This is a genomic window from Staphylococcus capitis subsp. capitis, from assembly GCF_040739495.1.
GTDB lineage: Bacteria > Bacillota > Bacilli > Staphylococcales > Staphylococcaceae > Staphylococcus > Staphylococcus capitis.
In genome coordinates, this window is the sequence record NZ_CP145263.1 from 295,464 (window position 1) to 318,110 (window position 22,647).

Here is a 22,647-nt window from a genome sequence, read left to right on the forward strand (position 1 = left end):
GTATGTCATATTAAAAGAAGAGGTGGTCTATGATGACACAATATATTTATGCATTTGACGAAGGACGCATTTCAATGAAAAATTTATTAGGTGGGAAAGGTGCTAACCTGTCTGAGATGAAACGTTTAGGTTTACCGGTACCTGATGGATTTACAATTACAACCGAAGCATGTATTGATTACTTAAAACAAAATGAACAATTGCCAACAGAAGTTAAAACACAATTGATACATCACTTAACGTCCTTTTCAGAAAGAACAGGAAAATCATTCTCCTCTGACGAAGATTTATTATTAGTTTCAGTGCGTAGTGGCGCAAAAATTTCTATGCCTGGAATGATGGATACTATCCTTAATTTAGGTTTGAACGATGACAACGTGAAGAAACTTGCTGATAAAACAAATGATGCACGCTTCGCCTATGACTGTTATCGACGTTTATTACAAATGTTTGGTGAAGTTGTGTATGGTATTCCTATGCTTGAATTTGATACATATTTTGATGATTTCAAAAATAAACACAATTACAAGAACGATGCGGATATACCTGCTGACGGCTTGCAAACGATATGTGAAAGGTTTAAAGAGATTTATCGAGAAGAGGTATATAAGCCATTTCCTCAAGAACCATTAAAGCAATTAGAGGAAGCGATTGAAGCGGTATTCAAATCTTGGGATAACGATCGAGCGCGTGTATATAGAGAATTAAATGATATTCCGCATGATATTGGAACTGCTGTCAATGTGCAAGAAATGGTATTTGGTAATAGTGGAGAACAGAGCGGTACAGGTGTTGCGTTTACCAGAAATCCAGTTACTGGTGATAATCAATTATTTGGAGAGTACTTACTTAATGCGCAAGGTGAAGACGTTGTAGCAGGAATTAGAACACCACAAGATATTGATACATTAAAGGCGCAAATGCCAGAGGTTCATCAAGAATTTGTTGAAGTGACAAAGCAACTTGAAACACACTATAAAGACATGCAAGATATCGAATTTACGATTGAAAACGGCAAGCTTTATTTACTTCAAACACGTAATGGGAAACGTACGGCAAGAGCTGCTATTGAAATTGCTGTGGATATGGTTAATGAAGGTTTAATCACTCGCAAAGAGGCAGTAGCAAATGTGGATGTAAAATCAATCGATCAATTATTGCATCCTAATTTTAAGGAAGAAGCATTAGAGCAAGCAACTGTTATTTCGAAATTAGGGCTACCTGCAAGTCCAGGTGCAGCAACAGGCCAAGTCGTCTTCTCAGCTGAAGATGCGAAAGAACAAGCTGAAGAAGGTCATCGTGTAGTTCTGATGCGTCCGGAAACGTCCCCAGAAGATATTGAAGGTATGATTGCTAGTGAAGCTATCGTTACAACTCATGGAGGTATGACATCTCATGCAGCAGTTGTGGCAAGAGGGATGGGTAAATGTTGTGTTACAGGTTGTTCAGATGTTGAAATCGATACTCTAAATAAAAGGGTTTATTATTCAGATGGCGAATTGCATGAAGGTGATGTGGTTTCGGTAGATGGTTCCACAGGAGATTTATATGTAGGTGAGATTGAAACGGTCAATGCAGAACACAGTGAAGCATTTGAACAATTTATGGAATGGTCTGAAGAAACTGCGCGCTTACAAGTCAGAATGAATGCCGAAACACCTCAAGATATTAAAGCAGGATACAATTTTGGTGCTAAAGGGATTGGACTTGTAAGAACAGAGCATATGTTCTTTGGAGCTGAGCGTTTAATAGAGATGCGCCGATTTATTTTAGCTTCAGACCATGAAGCACGTATTGGTGCATTAGAGAAGATTAAAACGTATCAAGTAGAGGATTTTGAAGCTATATTTAGACTTTCTCAAGACCGACCTACAATTGTGCGCTTATTAGATCCCCCATTACATGAATTTTTGCCAAGCTCAGATGAAGACATCGCAAGCGTTGCCGAACAACTTGATATTCCTAAAGATGTATTACGTAAGCGTATCGCTGAACTCAACGAAGTTAATCCTATGTTAGGTCATCGTGGTTGTCGCTTAGCTATAACTTATCCTGAGTTATACGAAATGCAAGTAGAGGCGATTATTGAAAGTGTATTGCAACTTAAGAAAGAGGGCATAGAGTGTCATCCTGAAATTATGATTCCACTTGTTTCTACTGTTGAAGAGTTTATTACTCTAAAAGACCGTTTAGCAGAAACAATTACTCAATTGAAAAATGACGCAAAAACAAATGTGAATTATCTTATTGGTACAATGATCGAAACACCGAGAGCATGTTTAATTGCGCAACAACTGGCACAACATTGTGATTTCTTTAGTTTCGGTACAAATGATTTAACACAATTAACTTATGGTTTTTCAAGAGATGATGCAGGGAAATTTATAAACGTGTATACTGAAAGTAACATTTTACAGATTGATCCATTCCAAACATTAGATAAAGATGGTGTGGGACAATTGATTCAATACGCGGTTGAACAAGCTAAGCAAATAAAACCAGAGATCAAGATAGGCGTATGTGGTGAACTTGGTGGTGATGCTAAATCAATTCATCAATTTAATCAATGGTCTATTGACTATGTATCATGTTCGCCATTCAGAGTACCTGGTGCGATATTAGCTACTGCTCAAAGTCAGGCGGAGGAAAGCGAGCGATAAGGTGGAAGAGAAGAACGATCAAGTTTTAAAGTTATTTATTGTTTCGGATTCAATTGGGGAAACGGCACAACGTATGATTCATGCTACATTAACCCAATTCCCAGATTTGACCCAAGTTGAGATTAAGAAATTTCCGTATATTAAAGATGAACAAGAATTTCTTAATGTGCTTCAACTTGCTCGAGAACAAAATGCAATTGTAGCGACAACATTAGTGAGCGAATCATTTAATGCTTTAGGTCATCAGTTTGCGAAAGAACATGATATTCCATACGTCGATTATATGTCAGAGTTAATTCGAATAATTGAAACGCATACAGATGCCAAACCTTTAATGGAAAGTGGCGCATTACGTAAACTTAATGATGAATATTTCAAACGTATTGAAGCTATTGAATACTCAGTCAAATATGATGATGGTAAACATTTTACAGATATTGGTGAAGCGGATGCGTTAATTGTAGGAGTTTCACGTACGTCTAAAACACCATTAAGCATGTATTTAGCCAACAAAGGTTATAAAATCGCAAACATTCCTTTAGTACCGGAAGTTGCCATTCCAGACAATGTATTTCAACAAAAGGGGCTAAAAGTGTTTGGCTTAACTGCAAGTCCGAACTATATTGCAAACATTCGTCGCAATCGTGCTGAAACGTTAGGGTTATCTGCTGAGTCTACATATAATAGTTTGGAACGTATTAAGAAAGAACTCTCTTATGCAGAAGAAGTTTTCAAAAAATTGAATGCTACAGTCATCAATACTGAGTATAAATCTATTGAAGAATCTGCATTTTATATAGAAAAGTTTTTAATGCAACGATAAATTGCTGATTTTAACAGTACGAGGTTGAAGTAGAAAACTTTAACTTTGTGCTGTTATTTCATGTTGATGTGGCTGTGCAATAAGAGCAATATTGTAGCCGGATTAAAAGAGAAAAATATTTTGTAATTAATATTTTTTTAGTATAAAAAAATTATTATTAAACAATTGAATAATCTTAGTTAGAATAATTTACATTTCCTTATTGTTGCTTTAACATAGAAGTGTAGTAACTAGTAAAGAGTTTAAGATGCTCTTTAATTTTTGGAGTTGTGAATTGGGATTTAATAAAAGAACAACTCTAATGTACTGGTGTAATATATTTTAAATTATTTGAGAGGTGAACAACATGGCAAAGTCTGAGAAAAAAGACGTTGTATTAATTGGTGCCGGTGTACTTAGTACAACATTCGGTTCAATGTTAAAAAGCATCGAACCTGAATGGGATATCCATTTATATGAACGTCTAGATCGTCCTGGTATTGAAAGTTCAAATGAACGAAACAATGCGGGTACAGGACACGCTGCGTTATGTGAATTGAACTATACAGTTCAACAACCAGATGGTTCAATTGATATCGAAAAAGCAAAAGAAATCAACGAACAATTTGAGATTTCTAAACAATTCTGGGGTCACTTAGTAAAAAGTGGTCAAATTGAAAATCCTAGAGAGTTTATTCATCCATTACCACATATTAGTTTCGTACGTGGTAAAAATAACGTAAAATTCTTAAAAGATCGTTATGAAGCAATGAAAAACTTCCCTATGTTCGATAATATCGAATATACAGAAGACTTTGAAGAAATGAAAAAATGGATTCCGTTAATGATGGAAGGTCGCGAAAATAACGGTGGCGTTATGGCGGCTAGTAAAATTGATGAAGGTACAGACGTTAACTACGGTGCTCTTACTCGTAAAATGGCTAAAAACCTTCATGACTCTTCAAACGTTGAAGTACAATACAATCATGAAGTTGTAGACTTTGAACGTTTATCAAATGGTAAATGGTTAGTTAAAATTAAAAACCGTAATACTGGTGATGTATTTGAACATCAAACAGATTATTTATTTATTGGTGCCGGCGGTGGAGCGATTCCACTTCTACAAAAAACTGGCATTCCAGAAAGTAAACACTTAGGTGGATTCCCAATTAGTGGTCAGTTCATTGCTTGTACTAACCCTCAAGTTATTGAACAACACGATGCCAAAGTATACGGTAAAGAACCACCTGGCACACCACCTATGACAGTTCCTCACTTAGATACGCGTTATATCGATGGTGAAAGAACATTATTATTTGGACCATTCGCGAATATTGGACCAAAATTCCTTAAATTTGGTTCTAACCTTGATTTATTCAGATCTGTTAAGCCATATAACATCTCAACATTATTAGCTGCAGCAATTAAGAATGTGCCATTAATTAAATATTCAATTGATCAAGTGATTATGACTAAAGAAGGTTGCATGAATCACTTACGTACATTCTATCCTGAAGCACGTGATGAAGATTGGCAATTATACACAGCAGGTAAGCGTGTACAAGTTATTAAAGATACTGAAGAGAATGGTAAAGGCTTCATTCAATTCGGTACTGAAGTTGTGAACTCTGAAGATCATTCAGTTATCGCTTTATTAGGTGAATCACCAGGAGCTTCTACTTCAGTTTCAGTTGCATTAGAAGTATTAGAACGTAATTTCCCTGAATATACTTCAGATTGGAAACCGAAAATTAAAGAAATGATTCCTTCTTATGGAGAATCATTAATTAATGATGAACAATTAATGAGAAAAATCCGTAAACAAACTTCAGAAGACCTAGAATTAGGTTATTATGATAAAGCTAAAAAATAGAATAGATATTTTTAACGTGTGAGATGTAAAGATGTCTCACACGTCTTTTTTATATACAAATATTTCACCTCATGCCTAGAATATTAATTAATTTTAATAAATAAAAGTAAGAGATACAATGGAGTCAAAGTTAGAGTCGAAGGAGTTTGATGATATGACAAATGAAAATATCTTTGATCAACAGTTTTGGAAAGAGGCTTGGGATAATGATCCTAATACACAAGATAAAAGAATGAAACGTGCAGGTTTAGGTCAACCTGAAGCTCCAGGCTTTGAAAAATGGGCTGAAAATTTTAATAAAAATTCTTTTACTGAAGAGAGTCAAAAAAGAGTAAAACGAATTATGTCATGGATTCAGAATCAAACAGGAGGATTTGAAAACCTAAGTATACTGGATGTTGGTGCTGCTTCAGGAGTGTTTAGTATACCGTTCTCAAAAGAAAGCGCTAAAGTTACTAGTCTTGAACCCTCATCCATATTGCACGATATGTTAAAAGATAATGCGCAACATTATGGTGTAGAGATTGAAACAATTAATGAATCATTTGAAAATATTGAAACGACAGATATTAAAAAATTCGATTTAGTCTTTGCATCAATGTGTCCTGCAGTAACAACATGGGAAGCCGTGGAAAAAGCTATAGATATAGCTCATCAATATGTTTATGTCAGCTTAATAGCAGGACCTAAAGAAAACTCAATCGTGGATGAGGTCGTTGCTTTTCTTGAATTAGAACCTTCGCCGATGACTGCTGATTTATATTATTTATTGCAGCTACTTTATTGCAATAACTATACGTATGAAACCTTAATTGAACGTCATACACAACATGCTGAAAAAAGTGTAGATGAAGTCATGCGTCAATTACCTTCTTGGTTAAAAGAAGTAGAAATTGAAATGAATGCGCAACAAAAAGAAAGTATTGAACAATATTTACGAGATAAATATGGCAATCATGTACCCGTAGTTACCGGTGGTAAGTTTGGGAAAGTACTTATCACATTACAAGACTAAATGTATTGAAGATACGACTTCTAAATGCCGTTTTAACAGTATTTGTTAAAATGGTATTTATTTTTCGAAAAAATATTACGATATATCGAAATAACAAATAAAGAAAGGTGATTTAAATGTTCAGAAGAAGACCTGAAATGATAAGACAAAGAATGGAGCGATTTGAAGGATTTGATTTTGGTAGAGGATTTGGTGGTCCGAGAGGTGGCGATCGTGACCGCTTTTTCAAGAAAGGCAATTTACAATTTGTCATTCTTAAAATGTTGAAGGAAGAATCACGCCACGGATATCAAATTATTAAAGATTTAGAAGAACGTTTTAAAGGCTTCTATTCACCTAGTCCTGGATCGGTTTATCCTATCTTACAAATGTTAGAAGATAGAGAATTTGTATCAATCTCTAAAGATGGTAAAAAGAAAGTGTACTCAATCACTGAAGAAGGTGAGAAGTTCTTAGAGGAGAATATTAATAATGATGAATTTACACAACGAATGAAACAATTTCAAAATATAGACTTTGAGCAATTAAAAGCATCACGAGAACAATTACATGAGGTGTTCCAAGGATTTATGAAAGCGAGTCAGCAAGCACTACAAGATGAAGAATTGAAAAAAGAGTTTGACCAGTTTGTTGAAGAAACAAAAGCACGTTTGGAACAATTTTCTAAATAAAGATAGATTGAGGGGGAGTTCAAATGAATATAAAAGATGTTAAAAGCGTAGGTATTATTGGAGGAGGACCTGGTGGATTAATGCTAGGACTTCTTTTGCAACAACAAGGATATGAAGTGTCAATTTTTGAGAAAGCTGGGTTAGATGTAAATAGAGACCGTGGAGGTTCCTTAGATATTCATGAGGAGAGTGGCCAGTTACCATTAAAAGAAACAGGTATTATTAATCGATTTAGAGAGTTAGCTCGTTTTGAGGGTGAAGATACTCGCGTTTTAGATAAAAATGGTAAGGTTTATTATGAAGAAACAGCCGATCCTGAAGTTGAGGGAGGACGTTCAGAAATTGATCGTGGTGAACTATGTGATATCATCATTGAACAATTAAGTGAAGGCACAGTAGTATATGGTAAAGCGTTCGAATCACTTCGTCGTTTAGACAATGGACAGGTTGAAGTCTCATTTGTTGAGGGAGATACAGCTGAGTTTGACTTTGTAGTTGGGGCTGATGGAGCATTTTCAAAAGTGAGACCTTATTTAGCAAATGTGGACGTAGAATATAATGGTATTTCAATGGTTGAACTAAATGTAGAAGATGCATACAATCAATATCCTGATTTAGCAACGTTTAATAAAAATGGGAAAATGATGGCATTTGGTGACCATAAAGCAATTCTTGGTCAAGTGAATGGCGATGGAAGAATTAAAGTATATATGTCTTATCAAATGGATTATGAGGAATTTGAAAAATTTAAAGAAATGAGTAAGTCAGAAATTAAAGAACAGCTGTTACAAGATTTCTCGGACTGGGATGAAGATTTAAAAAAATATATTGAATATGCTGGGGATGATATGCTCTTACGTCGAATTTACAAATTGCCTATAGGGTTTAAGTGGGAGAATCAATCTAATCTCACTTTAATCGGAGATGCGGCGCATTTAATGAGTCCATTTGCAGGCGAGGGTGTTAATATGGCATTCTACGATGCATATTTATTAGCGAAAGCACTTAAAGAGAATAATAATTTACAAGATGCATTGAAAGAATATGAAGCATGTATGTATGAAGCTTCAGAACAGAGTGCAAGTGAGTCTCAAGCTAATTTAGAAGAAATGTTTGGTGATGACGCTGCTCAAAAATTTGGCGATTTCTTTAATCACATTGGTGAATTGTTTGAAGAGCATCAAGCACAAAAATTAGATAATAAATAATAAAAAGTATAAAGAAATGCCGTGTGGTCAAATAGATTACCACACGGCATTTTATATTAGGTTAAGCAAGATAATGTTGCATAACCGGAATGATAGACGGGCTTCAGTGAGCAGATTGCTCAACAATTATACGCATCGCGCAAAAACTAAAGAACAGTTTTCGCTTGATGCTAGTAATTGCTCGCAACCTAAGCGCTCACTTCCGCACCTTAATTTTTATTTACTGATGCGTCATAGATTGAATCTACTGCGTCGCCTAACGCTTTATCGAATTCTTCTTGAGATTGGCTAGCGCGTAAGTCGCTTGCTAATGCACGTGAGAAGCTTGCGATTAATTCATCGTTGTCTTTTAATAATTTGTTAGCTTCGTCTCTGCTATAACCGCCAGATAATACAACGACACGTACAACGTTAGGATGGTCAGCTAATTCTTTGTATAAGTTAGCTTCAGTAGGAATAGTTAATTTTAACATTACTAATTGATTATCATTTAATGCGTCTAAGCCTTTTTTGATTTCAGCTTTTAATACTTTTTCAATTTCAGCTTTATCTTTTGCATTAATGTTTACTTCTGGTTCGATGATTGGTACTAACCCTTTAGCAATGATTTTTTTAGCAAATTCGAATTGTTGTTCAACAACGTCTTTGATACCTTGTTCATTTAATTCTAAGATATTAGAACGCATTTTAGTACCAAAGATATGACGTTCATTTGCACGGTCTAATGTTTCGTCTAAGTCATTGATAGGTTTCATTAATTGAACACCATTTTGTTGTTCAGCTAAACCTTTATCGACTTTTAAGAAAGGTACAATACCTTTGTCAGCTAAGTAATCACCAGTATATTTACCTTCTACTTCACGATCCATTGTTTGTTCGAATAGAATTGCACCTAAGATTTTATCAGGTGAAAATGATGGTGAAGTTACTACGCGAGTACGCATATCATGTACAAGTTGGAACATCTCATCTTCATTGCTATATTGGTCTTCATTAATGCCATATTCTTTAAGCGCTTTAGGAGTACTACCGCCACTTTGGTCTAATGCTGCGATAAATCCTTTGCCATTAGTCATTTTTTCTAATTGTTCTTTATTCATACTTTCCACTCCTTAACTTAACTTTCATTTATAGTATGATAAAAAATATTTTTTATCTCAAGCTTTTCAACTCGAAAAATGTGTAAAAGTATTCTGAATATTGTATTAAGTCATAAATTTGACGTAAATTAGAATTATATTGCTAACAATGTAAAAGTATAAGGCTTATTTCTTATCAAGTTGAAGTGAAAATTTCATAGGGGACATAAGGTCTTCATATAGCTCAAATGTTTTTAAGAATATTCCTTACATCACTCTGAAACTTTAAGAAACCTATACCATAAATATAAAAAACTCAGTGCAAAAGTTTTGTGTACTTTTCACACTGAGTATTGATATATGCAACCTAAATCAGTTTAGAATAGCATTTTGTCACTACCGAACGTATCACCAAGCGCTTGTTGAGCAAGCACGTTGAGGTAATTCCATGGGCGATCGTAGTCAGGTTGGAAGAAGAAATCTTGTACGGCTAATTGTTCTAGTGTATATCCTGCTGATATCGCTATAGAAATTGTATTGATAGAAGCTGTAACATCTTCTGTAGACATGACTTGTCCACCTAAAATTTGATGACTATCTTCATCGTAAATGATTTTCATGTGAATTGTAGTTTCGTCTTGCATAAATTTTGGATGAATCAGTTCTTCAACATATTTTTGACCTAAATTGCCATCATAACTATCAGCTTCTGTACCGTGTACACCAGTTTGTCCAAATTTATAATCAAATAATTGCAATCCAGATGTTCCGGATACTCTTGGCATAGTCATATTTTTACCAGTCATATTTTTTGCTGCTACGACACCTTGACGACGAGAGTTTGTCGCTAAAGCAATGTAACGATCTTCTTCAACTGGAGCGAATGGTACAAGTGTTGCGTCGCCACCAGCATATACATCTTTAGCAGAAGTTTGTTGTTGATGGTCAATATTGATAATACCTTTTTCGCCTAATTCAATTTTGCCATCTAACCATTCAGTTGCAGGTGTAACACCGACTGCGAATAAAACAGTATCTGCTTCATATTCATTTTTATCGGTTACAACTTTTGTTACGTTTCCATTGTCATCACCAGATAACGATTGAACGGTTTCACCGCCTTTGAAGTAAAGACCATTTTTTTCTGAATTTTGTTGTAAAATGTCAGTGAATTCTTGATCTAAATACGTATTTAAAATTCTATCTGCAATGTCAACTATCGTTGTTTCAATACCTGCTTTAGCGAAGGCTTCGGCAGCTTCGATACCAATATAGCCACCACCTACGACAACCGCTTTTTTAGCTTGAGGCACGCGTTGTTTAATTTGATCTGCCCATTTACGACCACGCATAAATAGTACGTTATTATACTGATCAATGCCGTCAATTGGGGGAGTAACTGGTTTACCGCCAGGACTTAAGAACAATTTGTCATACGTTACTTCATTAGATTGTCCATTTTGTTCTACAGTTATCACTTTTTTATCTGTATTTAAGTCAGTAACAGTACTGTTTACACGGATGTTAACGCCTTGTTCTTTATAAGAAGCTTTAGAAGCATAGTGTAATGAATCTAATGACGGTGAAACATCTTCTAAATAGCTTTGAATACCACAAGATAAGAATGAAGGTTTATCTCCACTTTCAAATACATGAATTTCAGCATTTGAATCTTCTTTTAAAAGTGTTTCAATCACTTCATAACCAGCATGTGATGTACCAACGACTACATATTTCATGATTAAATACCTCCTTAAAACTTTGTTTATCTATAGTAAAATGCGTAAGCATTATTAGAATTAATGTTTACATTATTATTATTTCCGTTCTAATTATCGATTATTCAATTTATCATTGCTATAATGTTGGATTTCAAAAAATCGTCAAAAAAAGGGCCATAACATAGTGATGAAACACTATCATATGACCCTCTATCAATAAAATTTAAATTTATAAGATTATGAAGTTTTTTCTCTACGTTTGCGTCCGCCAATTAATAATCCACCTGCTAGAAGTGAAGTGCCAGCGATTAAATCCATCCCTCCATGTGTGTTATTATGACCTGTTTCAGGAAGTGAAGATTTAGAGTGCTTTGGTAAATCAGATGATTTTACGTCTCCTACATAGAATGAATTAAGTTCTCTAGTAGCATCAACAGCTACTTCTTCTTTTGACGCGTGTTTAGGTTCTTTATAAGGTTTAGTTGTGATATCTTGGCCAGTATAACAATCTTCGCTATTCAAAGTGCTATAATTACCAAAGTTTCCACTTTTATATTGAACCTCACCATCTTTATAAACTTTATAAGTGCCCACACCTGCACCAGATTTATTATTAATACCGATTTCGTAGTAGTCCCCTTTATCTTTTACGGCATTGAAATTCTGTAAGTTGGGATTGCCACCGCTGTTTTTCATAGCTTGTTGTGCTACGTCTTTTGCATTATTTGCAGTTACTTCATCCGCTTTTGCTTCAGAAACATTTGCAGTCGTAAATAATACTGCCCCAGTTATTACAGTTGTTGCAATAAGAGAAATCTTGTTCACAATGATAACCCCATTTCGAATTTGAGAATTTAGAATTTGAAATAATGTTTTCTACGCTTTTAGTGTACCACCTGAATAAAATAATCATACCGGTTTAAAAGAAACATTATTGAAACTTTAAGATAAGTTAAAGAAGTTAATATATCCTCACGATTTGTTCATATTTACTTATTAATTTATTCATAAAAAATGACTTCGATAGAGTGCACTCAACATTTGATATGCAATTTTAAAATAACTATACACTTTAGTTTACATACACTATATAATTAATTTATATAGTAGTTTATATGTATTAAGCATCAAGCTATTCATTTTCAGAAAAAAGGGGATTAATGATTATGAAAAAAATGGTGAGTGCATGTCTAGTGACATCTTTATTATTAGCAGGTTGGAGTACGGGGCAAAGTAATGACAATAAAGGAAGTTCAAATCTTTCAGACGATAAATCTCAGTCATCTAAAAGTAATAAAAATTCTAAAAATAATAATTCAAATCATGCATCAAGTCAAAGTTCTAATGACAAGAGTCAAGAAGACGCTAATCAAGAGAATACGCATTCAAATACTTATTATGCGAAAGTATGGTTAACGGCAATAGAAAGCTATAGGGGAAACAGTGATATAAAATTTGACGATTTAGATATTAAACATGGGGATGTTTCAGGTAAGTTAATTGATCCTTATTTACCTGATGTTTCTGCAAAATTTCCAGAAGGAACTGAAATGTTAACTGCAAGCGTTCATGCTGCTGGGTCAGTCTATTATAAAAATAATGGTGACGGTACGATAACGATTTATCCCGTGCCATCACAATTTAACGGTCCGATTTACGGTGATGAATATGGCAAGAAAGAATCACAACGTGTACTACACAAAGCTTCAACTGTAAAATTATATGACGCAAGTGATAGTGAAATTAATAAAATAAGTGCTTTAATGTCATCTGAACCTGCAAGTTATGGGAATCCAATCGATACTCAATCAAATTCAGATTCAGATGATGATAATAGTTCAGATAGTACTACAGTGACACGAAGTAATGTAATCGATTTGGTTGAAGATTATGAAGGACACAAATTAGATACTGACACATATACTTACAAAGAACCTGAAGAAGACAGTGATGGCAATTGGGGATTCTCATTTACAGATAAATATGGGGAACTCGCAGGCTCTTACATTATAGATCAAGATGGCATTGTTACTAAGTATGATAAACATGGTGATGAGGAATAATAAATAATAAGAAAGGTCCAGAACAAATAGCTTCTGGGCCTTTTAATTATAAGTGTTTCTTAGCAATCGTAGGTATACTGATAGCCATGAGAATCATGAATAAGATATGAGCTTCCATCCACAATGCATATGCATTCCAACTGAATTTAAACAATGAACGTTGGGCAATCGCAATTAAAAATGGGTACATGACTATAAAAATAATCGTTAAAGGAACAAATGCTAAGTAATATAGGGGCTTGGAGTAATAATAAATAATTAAAAAAACGATATAGATTACGATACCTATACTTAAATGAATCAACCCTTCAACAATCGTAGGCACTTTCTTCGGGTCAATTAAGAAATCAATATTAAGTAATAGCTGGGTTAAATGCGTCTTTTGAAATAGAACGTCCATCACAATAGTAGTGATTAATAATATAGCGCTGATGACAATTGCACTTAATAAATGATAACCATATCTAAGCCACATAAATTTATCCTCCATAATAATTTTACTTTTTATTATTCCCATAATTAAACAATTTAGACATTTCTATTTGAGTGGTTGAATTCATTTTTAAATTAATAAACCCAAATAATATTTTAATAATTCAGAAAATATTTACAAATCAGAAAATTACTAGTATATTGAGTACTATCATATTACTGGGAATTCATTTTAAGACTGATAAAAAGTGACTCAAAAGCGTTTTGTGAGGGAATAATACAGTATAAGAAATGGATGATAAAGCCTAGGGAAGGTGAATTTATCATGAGTAAAGCAAAAAATTTAATTAATGAAGATGAGGAGTATTTCGCTAAGTCAGGACGTATTAAATATTATCCTTTAGCTATTGATTATGGCTATGGTGCGACGCTAGTAGATGTAGATGGAAAGGAATATATAGATTTATTATCAAGTGCAAGTTCGCAAAATGTGGGGCATGCACCTAAGAAAGTCACAGATGCTATTAAAAAACAAGCAGAAAAATTTGTTCATTATACGCCAGCATATATGTATCATGAACCACTTGTACGTTTATCAAAGAAGATTTGTGAAATAGCTCCTGGAGATTTTGAAAAAAGAGTAACGTTTGGTTTAACTGGATCTGATGCTAATGACGGTATTATTAAGTTTGCTCGTGCCTATACCGGACGTCCCTATATGATTAGTTTCACAAACGCATACCACGGTTCAACGTTTGGCGCTTTATCGATGTCAGCTATTAGCTTAAATATGCGAAAACACTATGGACCATTACTTAATGGTTTTTATCATATTCCATTTCCAGACAAATATAGAGGGATGTTTGAACAATCAACATCTAATACAGTGGAAGAATATCTTGCGCCTCTCAAAGAAATGTTTGCGAAATACGTTCCAGCAGAAGAGGTCGCATGCATTGTAGTAGAGACAATACAAGGTGATGGAGGCTTACTTGAACCTGTATCAGGTTATTTTGAAGCACTACAAGATTTATGTCACCAGCATGGTATTTTAATTGCAGTTGACGATATTCAACAAGGATTAGGACGTACAGGTAAATGGAGTTCTGTGGATCATTTTAACTTTACTCCTGATTTAATTACTTTTGGAAAGTCTCTAGCTGGAGGTTTACCAATGTCAGCTTTGGTAGGTCGTAAAGAAATTATGGAAAGCCTTGAAGCGCCAGCGCATTTATTTACTACAGGTGCCAACCCTGTTAGTTGTGAAGCGGCATTAGCTACATTAGAAATGATAGAAGAGGAAGATTTATTAACCGCTGCCACTGAAAAGGGGAACTACGTACGCCAGCGAATGAATCAATGGATGACACAGTTCGAGAGTGTAGGAGATGTACGAGGTGTTGGATTATCAATAGGTATAGATATTGTGTCTGATAAGGAAATTAAGACACGAGATTCAGAAGCAGCATTGAAAATTTGTAATTATTGCTTTGAGCATGGAGTTGTAATCATTGCAGTCGCAGGAAATGTATTGAGATTTCAACCACCACTAGTAATTACTTATGAACAACTTGATACAGCAGTCGATACCATTGAGAATGCACTTAAAGCATTGGAAAAAGGTAACTTAGATCAGTATGAAATTACCGGTCAAGGATGGTAATGAATCAAAAAGATTCTCATTTTATTAAAAATAAATGAGGATCTTTTTTTATAAAAAAGGCACAAGTGCTGTAAAAACAACAATTGTGCCACTTAGTATTTATTATTTCGGTGCGTGATATTCTTCTTCATCATTTTTCTTAGAGTGTTTCAGTCCATAAAGTAAGTAAATAACAATACCTACAACGAACCATATTAAAGTATATAATTTAGCTTCAAAGCTTAGTCCCCAGAATACAAGTAATACTAGTACAAATGTAATAGCTGGTAATACTGGATATAATGGTAATTTGAAATCTGGTTTTGGTAAATCCTTACCTTCACGTTTTCTTAAGCGATACATTGCCAGTGATACAAACATAAATGCTACGAGTGTACCTGCAGAAATTAATTGTGCTAAAAAGTTGAATGGGAACATTGAACCTATTATCACACCAATAATTGTTAAAATAAGTAAAGCTCTGTTTGGTAAGTGCTTATGATTTAATTGACTTAACCATGAAGGTAGTAATCCGTCGCGACCAAATGAATACAATAATCGTGATCCGGCTAACATCATACCGATTAAAGCAGTGAACATACCGATAACTGAAATCGCTTGAACCACTGCCGCTATAATTCCATGGCCACTTTTACGTAGAGCCCAACCTACCGGTTCAGCATTGTCTGCATATTGTGAGTAATGGAACATACCAACTAAGACTAATGCCACGGCTACAAATAGTACAATGGCTACTGCAAGAGAACCTAAAATCCCTCTAGGCATTGTTTTTTGAGGGTTAATAGCTTCTGCAGAGTTTGCAGCAATTGAATCAAATCCAATATATGCTAAGAAAATCATTGATACACCAGCATATATACCTTGCCATCCACCAAAATCACCTGATTTTGTAACTTTGTGCTCAGGCACAAATGGTACGAAGTTACTAAAGTTGATTGCTGTTAAACCAACAATGACAAATAAGATAATTGCCAAAACTTTAAGTATAACTAGGATATTTTCCATGCGAGCAGCTTCAGTCACACCACGAGAAAGTAATAACGCAGTTAATATAATTACGACAGCAGCGATGATGTCTATTACACCGCCTTTATTGCCGAAAGTATTCGACAACGCGTTAGGTAATGTGATACCAATCGGGGCGATAAGACCTCTTAAGTTAGCTGAAAATCCGGAATCAACAAAGGCTACCGCAATAAAGTACTCAGCAAGTAATGCCCATCCAGCAACCCATCCGAAGAATTCTCCAAATAATACATTAATCCATGAATATGCTGATCCTGCGAAAGGCATAGTCGATGCCATTTCAGTATATGTAAAAGCTACAAGACCAGCCACTATAGCCGCTAATAGGAACGATAAAGCTACTGCTGGACCGGCGTGCTCTGCAGCAACAACTCCTGGTAGAGTGAAAATGGATGTAGAAACAATTGTACCGACACCTAACGCAAGAAAGTCACGAACACGTAATGTGCGTTAAAGGTGTCCATCTTTATTTTGATAAATTGTTGGATTCTCTTTACGAGTAATCCGGTTAAAAAAACTAGACATAATAAACCTCCACTTACTAATAAGACATCTATTTCGAGCAGTCATGGTGTTTATAGAGATTGTTATAGTCCTTATATAAACAACACGAGTGACCAGCTATTTCTAATAATTTATATCATAGCATAGAATTTTCTTATTTTGTCTAAAAATTCTGAAAAATTAAAGCTTTTCTATCTCTCTTTTGATGAATAAATCAAATGTAAGCATTTCACGAAATGATAAACTTGATTATATCAGATATACAAAAAATAAAAATAGAATTTTTAACGAAATTTTTACCAATATTTTACAATTTACATTTATACGTTATAAAACGGATAAATTAACATTCTATAGTGGCAAGGTGTAAAATATGATTGAAAAAATAGAAAAGAGGTGATAGCTATTTCATTAGACAAATATCTCACACAAAATATTCATCAATTTAAAGAGATGGCTATTGCATTGACATTTGTTGGTGGATATATAGATGCTTATACCTTTTTAGAACGTGGAGGCACTTTAGCAGCGGGTCAAACTGGTAACCTCATCTTTCTAGCTTCTGAAGTCTCTCATCATAACCTTGATGGTGGATTGTTAAAGATTATTTCAGTTATCTCATTTATGATAGGTGTCATGTTTGTTTCATTAATACATGCGAAAATAGCTACAAGATATTGGCGTCTTATCGCTTTACTACCAATCACAATGAGTAGCATCACAGTGGGTTTTATACCTGCATCAATACCGAACATCTATATTATTCCACCTTTAGCATTTAGTATGGCCATGCTTACTACTGCGTTTGGTAAAATAGAAGGTGAAGGATATGCTAACACATTTTCAACAGGTAATTTAAAAAAAGCTGTGATTGCGCTAAGTGAATTTATTATAAATAAAGACAAAGTACAATTGAGTAAATCATTGCTTTACATTAGAATAGTAATAAGTTTTGTTGTGGGGGGCTATTATATCTGCGTTACTTCAAAAATATATGGGAGTCTATACAATTTTAATAGCTGCATTCATTTTAATTAGCGTTTTAATATTTTATAGCTTTCTGATTTATCGCAGAGAACGTAATATTCAGTAATATTAATTTGCATAAGGATGAGTAAAGAAATGGAAATTAAACAGATAAAATATTTCGTAGAAGTCGTTCGCCAAGGGGGAATGACACAAGCGTCAGAACATTTATATATTGCTCAATCAACGATTAGTAAAGCTATAAAAAATATCGAGAATGAATATGATATTACTTTATTCGATCGTTCTCAGAAACAAATTAAATTGACAGATATTGGCCAAACATTTTATGACAATAGTCTAGAATTTTTGGCTCTATTTGAGAAACTATCATTAGAAATGAACGATGTAGTCAATGTTCAAAAGGGCCATATTAAGATAGGACTTTCACCCATGATGAATGTTCAAATGTTTACAAATGCGCTTAATCAATTTCACAAGTTATACCCTAATGTGACATACGAAGTCATTGAAGGTGGAGGGAAAATAGTAGAGAACTTAACTGCTAATGACGATGTAGATATAGGTATAACAACGTTGCCTGTGGATCATTCATTATTCCATTCTGTTTCCTTATACAATGAAGAGTTATTACTAGTAGTCAGTAACGATCATCATCTCTCAGATATGGAAAAGGTAGACCTAGCAGAATTAAAAAATGAAGAATTTGTATTGTTCCACGATGATTATTATCTTAAAGATCAAATTATAGAAAACTGTAAACGTATAGGTTTCTATCCTAAGACAGTCGCTAATATCTCACAAATTAGCTTTATTGCTAACTTGATTCAACAAGGTATAGGTATTAGTATTGTACCTGAAAGTTTAGTACGTTTAATGGGAGATAATGTAACGTCCATTCAATTAGAAAATGTAGAACTCTCATGGCATTTAGGTGCCATATGGAGAAAAGATGCTTATTTAAATTATGTAACACGCCAGTGGATAGACTTTATTTCAACACTCCAACCAATTAAATAAATTTTAAACGCGACTTCTAATTAATTTGTTAGAGGTCGTTTTAGTTTATAAGAGAATATAAAATTAAAGAAAAATGTTTCCATAACGCGTATATTATTTACCACGATTTACAATTAAAAGATCTCATAGCTATTGATATATTATATTTTTCTATATATAAACCATTCCTTTTAAGAATACTTATAATCGTTATTATGTATTTTATTAATACATGTTTTCGTACTATAATTAATTATGTAATAAAGTTAGTCACTAAATAAAACATTTTGAACAAATTGTAACAATTTCGTCACTGAAATAATGATTTTATAACTAAGGACAATTAAAATTCTAGTTATTTTAATGAAAATATTATAAAAATAAAACTAAGCACATTAATTGTGTCACTTTATTGCGAAGGAGTCGTTAAAATGAAAAAATTTAGTAAAAAAGTTGTATTAATTGGTGATGGATCAGTAGGTTCTAGCTATGCATTTGCTATGGTTACTCAAGGGATTGCAGATGAATTTGTCATCATTGACATTGCTAAAGATAAAGTAGAAGCAGACGTGAAAGATTTAAATCACGGCGCACTCTACAGTGCATCACCAGTCGTAGTAAAAGCTGGGGAATACAGCGATTGTAAAGATGCAGACTTAGTTGTCATTACAGCAGGTGCACCACAAAAACCAGGAGAAACACGCTTACAACTTGTTGAGAAAAACACTAAAATTATGAAAAGTATTGTATCAAGTGTAATGGATAGTGGTTTCGATGGTTTCTTCCTAATCGCAGCTAACCCTGTTGATATTTTAACTCGCTATGTTAAAGAAGTCACAGGCTTACCAGCTGAACGCGTTATTGGTTCAGGTACTGTTCTTGATAGTGCGAGATTTAGATATTTAATTAGCCAAGAGCTAAATGTTGTGCCATCGAGTGTACATGCAAGCATTATTGGTGAACATGGTGACTCTGAACTTGCAGTTTGGTCTCAAGCAAATGTTGCAGGTATCTCAGTATTTGATACTTTAAAAGAACAAACAGGCAGTGAAGCTAAAGCTGAAGAAATATATGTGAACACTAGAGATGCTGCTTACGATATCATCCAAGCTAAAGGTTCTACTTATTATGGTATAGCTTTAGCGCTTTTACGAATTTCTAAAGCATTATTAAATAACGAAAATAGTGTTTTAAATGTATCAAGTCAACTTAATGGGGAATATGGACATAAAGAAGTTTACTTAGGTGTCCCAACATTAATTAACCAAAATGGTGCAGTTAAAATATATGAAACACCTTTAAGCGATAAAGAGAAACAATTATTTAAGCAATCAGTTCAAACACTTGAAGAAACTTACGACTCAATTAAACATTTAGTATAACGCATGCTTAAAATTCAAAAGAAATAAAGAAATTAAATTTTTGAAAGGATATGAAATGAATGGCTGACAAACAATATTCAGCAGCAGATATGGTAATTGACACTTTAAAAAATAATGGAATTGAATATGTATTTGGTATTCCGGGAGCAAAAATTGACTACTTATTCAATGCATTAGAAGATGATGGTCCAGAATTAATTGTTACACGTCATGAGCAAAATGCTGCAATGATGGCACAAGGAATCGGACGCTTAACTGGTAAACCAGGCGTTGCACTTGTAACGAGTGGTCCAGGTGTGAGTAATTTAACAACTGGATTACTTACTGCCACATCTGAAGGTGATCCAGTATTAGCAATCGGTGGTCAAGTTAAACGCAATGACTTATTACGTTTAACACATCAAAGTATTGATAACGCAGCACTATTAAAATCATCTACAAAATATAGTGCTGAAGTACAAGACCCAGAATCTTTATCAGAAGTGATGACTAATGCCATGCGTACAGCAACGTCAGGTAAAAATGGTGCAAGTTTTATTAGTATTCCACAAGACGTTATCTCTTCACCAGTTGAAACTAAAGCAATTTCACTTTGTCAACAACCTCAACTTGGTGTACCAGCTGAAAAAGATGTTCAAGCAGTCATTGATGCTATCAAAAACGCAAAATTCCCAGTTTTATTAGCTGGTATGAGAAGTTCAAGTCAAGCTGAAACAGAAGCTATTCGTCAGTTAGTTGAAAAAACAAATCTCCCTGTCGTTGAAACATTCCAAGGTGCAGGTGTGATTAGTCGTGAATTAGAAAATCACTTCTTCGGTCGTGTAGGTCTCTTTAGAAACCAGGTTGGTGATGAATTATTAAGAAAAAGTGATTTAGTAGTCACAATTGGTTATGATCCAATCGAATATGAAGCAAGTAACTGGAATAAAGAATTAGACACTAAAATTATTAATATCGATGAAGTTCAAGCAGAAATCACAAACTACATGCAACCAGTCAAAGAATTAATTGGTAATATCGCTGGTACAATTGAACTTATTTCAGAACATGTTGATGAACCATTTATTAATCAAGATCATTTAGATGAACTTGAAAAATTAAGAGCAGAGATTATTGAGGCTACTGGTATTAAAGCGACGCATAAAGATGGTGTGATGCACCCAGTTGAAATCATTGAATCTATGCAAAAAGTTTTAACAGATGATACTACAGTAACTGTAGATGTTGGAAGTCACTATATTTGGATGGCACGTAAATTTAGAAGCTATAATCCAAGACATTTATTATTTAGTAACGGTATGCAAACACTTGGAGTGGCACTTCCTTGGGCAATTTCAGCTGCACTTGTCCGTCCTAACACACAAGTTGTCTCTGTAGCTGGTGATGGTGGTTTCCTATTCTCAGCTCAAGATTTAGAAACAGCTGTACGTAAAAACTTAAACATTATTCAATTGATTTGGAATGATGGACGCTATAATATGGTTGAATTCCAAGAAGAAATGAAATATCAACGTTCTTCAGGTGTAGACTTTGGTGCCGTTGATTTTGTTAAATATGCAGAATCTTTTGGAGCAAAAGGTTTACGTGTATCTAACCAAGAAGAGTTAGAAGCAGCTATAAAAGAAGGTTATGAAACAGATGGTCCTGTATTAATCGATATCCCAGTTAACTACGAAGATAATGTTAAATTATCTACAAGCATGTTACCGAATGCTTTAAATTAATTTGAAAGCGTATGTGTTTGTTAAATCATTTTCCAGGATATAAAAAAGAACGCATTCTAGAGAGATAGGTCATCTTTAGTTTGCGTTTCTTAAAGTAATAAGAAATGAATAATAATAGGAGTGAAAAGTAATATGACTAATGTATTGTACCAACACGGAACGCTAGGAACTTTGATGGCAGGTTTATTAGAAGGAACTGCTTCAGTTAATGAGTTACTAGAACATGGGGATTTAGGTATTGGGACACTTACAGGTTCAAATGGTGAGGTCATTTTTATAGATGGTAAAGCTTACCATGCAAATGAACATAAAGAATTTATTGAATTAACTGGCGATGAAATGACACCATATGCTACAGTCACTCAGTTTAAGGCAGACAAAAATTTCAGTATTTCAGATAAAAATCAAGACGATGTTTATGATGAAGTTAAAAAAGAGATGACAAGCGAAAATATGTTTTCTGCTGTGAAAATTTCAGGTACATTTAAAAAAATGCATGTACGTATGATGCCTGGTCAAGAACCACCTTATACACGTCTTATTGATTCAGCACGTAGACAACCTGAAGAAACACGTGAAAATATCAAAGGTTCTATTGTTGGATTCTTCACACCAGAATTGTTCCATGGGGTGGGTTCAGCAGGATTCCACATTCACTTTGCTAATGATGATCGCGACTTTGGTGGTCACATATTAGATTTTGAAGTAGATAATGTTAATGTAGAGATTCAAAACTTTGAAACGTTTGAACAACACTTCCCAGTAGATGCGAAATCATTTACTGACGCTGAAATTGACTATCAAGATATTGAAGATGAAATTAGAGAAGCTGAATAAC

17 protein-coding genes and 1 pseudogene are annotated in these 22,647 nt (G+C 34.2%); 13 read left to right on the forward strand and 5 right to left on the reverse strand.

Translation table 11 applies throughout. From position 1 onward, the window contains the following. The first annotated feature begins 32 nt into the window (after positions 1–32). The 6 genes from ppdK (at position 33) to V6C74_RS01460 (ending at position 8,229) form a co-directional block, all read left to right on the forward strand. On the forward strand, positions 33–2,660 hold the full coding sequence (ppdK, locus tag V6C74_RS01435) for a pyruvate, phosphate dikinase (RefSeq protein ID WP_002454097.1): 2,628 nt from the start codon (positions 33–35) through the stop codon (positions 2,658–2,660). A gap of 1 nt (position 2,661) precedes the next feature. Beyond that, positions 2,662–3,483, forward strand: coding sequence for a pyruvate, water dikinase regulatory protein (locus V6C74_RS01440; protein WP_002432738.1), 822 nt, complete (start codon positions 2,662–2,664; stop codon positions 3,481–3,483). Between the two features lie 346 nt (positions 3,484–3,829). After that, on the forward strand, positions 3,830–5,335 hold the full coding sequence (lqo, locus tag V6C74_RS01445; RefSeq protein WP_002454096.1) for an L-lactate dehydrogenase (quinone): 1,506 nt from the start codon (positions 3,830–3,832) through the stop codon (positions 5,333–5,335). Positions 5,336–5,489: 154 nt separating this feature from the next. After that, on the forward strand, positions 5,490–6,350 hold the full coding sequence (locus tag V6C74_RS01450) for a class I SAM-dependent methyltransferase (protein WP_002454095.1): 861 nt from the start codon (positions 5,490–5,492) through the stop codon (positions 6,348–6,350). Between the two features lie 116 nt (positions 6,351–6,466). Then, positions 6,467–7,021, forward strand: a complete 555-nt coding sequence (locus V6C74_RS01455) for a PadR family transcriptional regulator (protein ID WP_002454094.1) — start codon at positions 6,467–6,469, stop codon at positions 7,019–7,021. 23 nt (positions 7,022–7,044) lie between these two features. Continuing rightward, positions 7,045–8,229 carry an NAD(P)/FAD-dependent oxidoreductase gene (locus tag V6C74_RS01460; protein WP_016898559.1) on the forward strand — a complete coding sequence of 395 codons (1,185 nt, stop codon included), beginning with the start codon at positions 7,045–7,047 and terminating at the stop codon, positions 8,227–8,229. 209 nt (positions 8,230–8,438) lie between these two features. On the opposite strand, the gene V6C74_RS01465 is transcribed toward V6C74_RS01460, so the two are convergent. The 3 genes from V6C74_RS01465 to V6C74_RS01475 all read right to left on the reverse strand — a co-directional run bounded on the left by V6C74_RS01465 (position 8,439) and on the right by V6C74_RS01475 (position 11,854). Further along, positions 8,439–9,329 carry a fructose bisphosphate aldolase gene (locus tag V6C74_RS01465; RefSeq protein WP_002454092.1) on the reverse strand — a complete coding sequence of 297 codons (891 nt, stop codon included), beginning with the start codon at positions 9,327–9,329 and terminating at the stop codon, positions 8,439–8,441. Between the two features lie 356 nt (positions 9,330–9,685). Continuing rightward, entirely contained in the window at positions 9,686–11,047 is a 1,362-nt protein-coding gene (locus V6C74_RS01470; RefSeq protein ID WP_002454091.1) for an FAD-dependent oxidoreductase, read from the reverse strand. Positions 11,048–11,266: 219 nt separating this feature from the next. Further along, a complete protein-coding gene (locus tag V6C74_RS01475; protein WP_002454090.1) occupies positions 11,267–11,854 on the reverse strand; it encodes a hypothetical protein in 588 nt (195 codons plus the stop codon). Between the two features lie 341 nt (positions 11,855–12,195). On the opposite strand from V6C74_RS01475, the gene V6C74_RS01480 reads away from it, so the two are divergent. Continuing rightward, entirely contained in the window at positions 12,196–13,092 is an 897-nt protein-coding gene (locus V6C74_RS01480) for a hypothetical protein (RefSeq protein ID WP_002454089.1), read from the forward strand. A gap of 46 nt (positions 13,093–13,138) precedes the next feature. Here the strand turns inward: V6C74_RS01480 and V6C74_RS01485 are convergent, their stop codons facing one another. Next, a complete protein-coding gene (locus V6C74_RS01485) occupies positions 13,139–13,567 on the reverse strand; it encodes a hypothetical protein (protein WP_002454088.1) in 429 nt (142 codons plus the stop codon). 282 nt (positions 13,568–13,849) lie between these two features. Between V6C74_RS01485 and V6C74_RS01490 the strand changes: the two genes are divergently transcribed. Then, complete coding sequence (locus V6C74_RS01490) at positions 13,850–15,187, forward strand: aspartate aminotransferase family protein (RefSeq protein WP_016898560.1); 1,338 nt, start codon at positions 13,850–13,852, stop codon at positions 15,185–15,187. 102 nt (positions 15,188–15,289) lie between these two features. Here the strand turns inward: V6C74_RS01490 and V6C74_RS01495 are convergent. Continuing rightward, positions 15,290–16,738 (reverse strand): annotated as a pseudogene (locus tag V6C74_RS01495) (APC family permease). Positions 16,739–17,113: 375 nt separating this feature from the next. Between V6C74_RS01495 and V6C74_RS01500 the strand changes: the two are divergent. The 5 genes from V6C74_RS01500 (at position 17,114) to budA (ending at position 22,646) form a co-directional block, all read left to right on the forward strand. Then, entirely contained in the window at positions 17,114–17,755 is a 642-nt protein-coding gene (locus V6C74_RS01500) for a YoaK family protein (RefSeq protein ID WP_002454084.1), read from the forward strand. Between the two features lie 84 nt (positions 17,756–17,839). Continuing rightward, entirely contained in the window at positions 17,840–18,724 is an 885-nt protein-coding gene (locus V6C74_RS01505) for a LysR family transcriptional regulator (protein WP_002454083.1), read from the forward strand. 410 nt (positions 18,725–19,134) lie between these two features. Then, on the forward strand, positions 19,135–20,085 hold the full coding sequence (locus V6C74_RS01510) for an L-lactate dehydrogenase (RefSeq protein ID WP_103175478.1): 951 nt from the start codon (positions 19,135–19,137) through the stop codon (positions 20,083–20,085). Positions 20,086–20,144: 59 nt separating this feature from the next. Further along, positions 20,145–21,809, forward strand: coding sequence for an acetolactate synthase AlsS (alsS, locus tag V6C74_RS01515; protein WP_002454081.1), 1,665 nt, complete (start codon positions 20,145–20,147; stop codon positions 21,807–21,809). A 132-nt stretch (positions 21,810–21,941) separates the two neighbouring features. Then, positions 21,942–22,646 carry an acetolactate decarboxylase gene (gene budA, locus V6C74_RS01520; RefSeq protein WP_002454080.1) on the forward strand — a complete coding sequence of 235 codons (705 nt, stop codon included), beginning with the start codon at positions 21,942–21,944 and terminating at the stop codon, positions 22,644–22,646. The last annotated feature ends 1 nt before the right edge of the window (position 22,647 follow it).

Bases quoted from the DNA above. Each gene is read 5' to 3' on its own strand.
- ppdK (WP_002454097.1), top strand. From the start codon at position 33: ATGACACAATATATTTATGCATTTGACGAAGGACGCATTTCAATGAAA.
- lqo (WP_002454096.1), top strand. From the start codon at position 3,830: ATGGCAAAGTCTGAGAAAAAAGACGTTGTATTAATTGGTGCCGGTGTA.
- V6C74_RS01450 (WP_002454095.1), top strand. From the start codon at position 5,490: ATGACAAATGAAAATATCTTTGATCAACAGTTTTGGAAAGAGGCTTGG.
- V6C74_RS01455 (WP_002454094.1), top strand. From the start codon at position 6,467: ATGTTCAGAAGAAGACCTGAAATGATAAGACAAAGAATGGAGCGATTT.
- V6C74_RS01460 (WP_016898559.1), top strand. From the start codon at position 7,045: ATGAATATAAAAGATGTTAAAAGCGTAGGTATTATTGGAGGAGGACCT.
- V6C74_RS01465 (WP_002454092.1), bottom strand. From the start codon at position 9,329: ATGAATAAAGAACAATTAGAAAAAATGACTAATGGCAAAGGATTTATC.
- V6C74_RS01470 (WP_002454091.1), bottom strand. From the start codon at position 11,047: ATGAAATATGTAGTCGTTGGTACATCACATGCTGGTTATGAAGTGATT.
- V6C74_RS01480 (WP_002454089.1), top strand. From the start codon at position 12,196: ATGAAAAAAATGGTGAGTGCATGTCTAGTGACATCTTTATTATTAGCA.
- V6C74_RS01485 (WP_002454088.1), bottom strand. From the start codon at position 13,567: ATGTGGCTTAGATATGGTTATCATTTATTAAGTGCAATTGTCATCAGC.
- V6C74_RS01490 (WP_016898560.1), top strand. From the start codon at position 13,850: ATGAGTAAAGCAAAAAATTTAATTAATGAAGATGAGGAGTATTTCGCT.
- V6C74_RS01505 (WP_002454083.1), top strand. From the start codon at position 17,840: ATGGAAATTAAACAGATAAAATATTTCGTAGAAGTCGTTCGCCAAGGG.
- V6C74_RS01510 (WP_103175478.1), top strand. From the start codon at position 19,135: ATGAAAAAATTTAGTAAAAAAGTTGTATTAATTGGTGATGGATCAGTA.
- alsS (WP_002454081.1), top strand. From the start codon at position 20,145: ATGGCTGACAAACAATATTCAGCAGCAGATATGGTAATTGACACTTTA.
- budA (WP_002454080.1), top strand. From the start codon at position 21,942: ATGACTAATGTATTGTACCAACACGGAACGCTAGGAACTTTGATGGCA.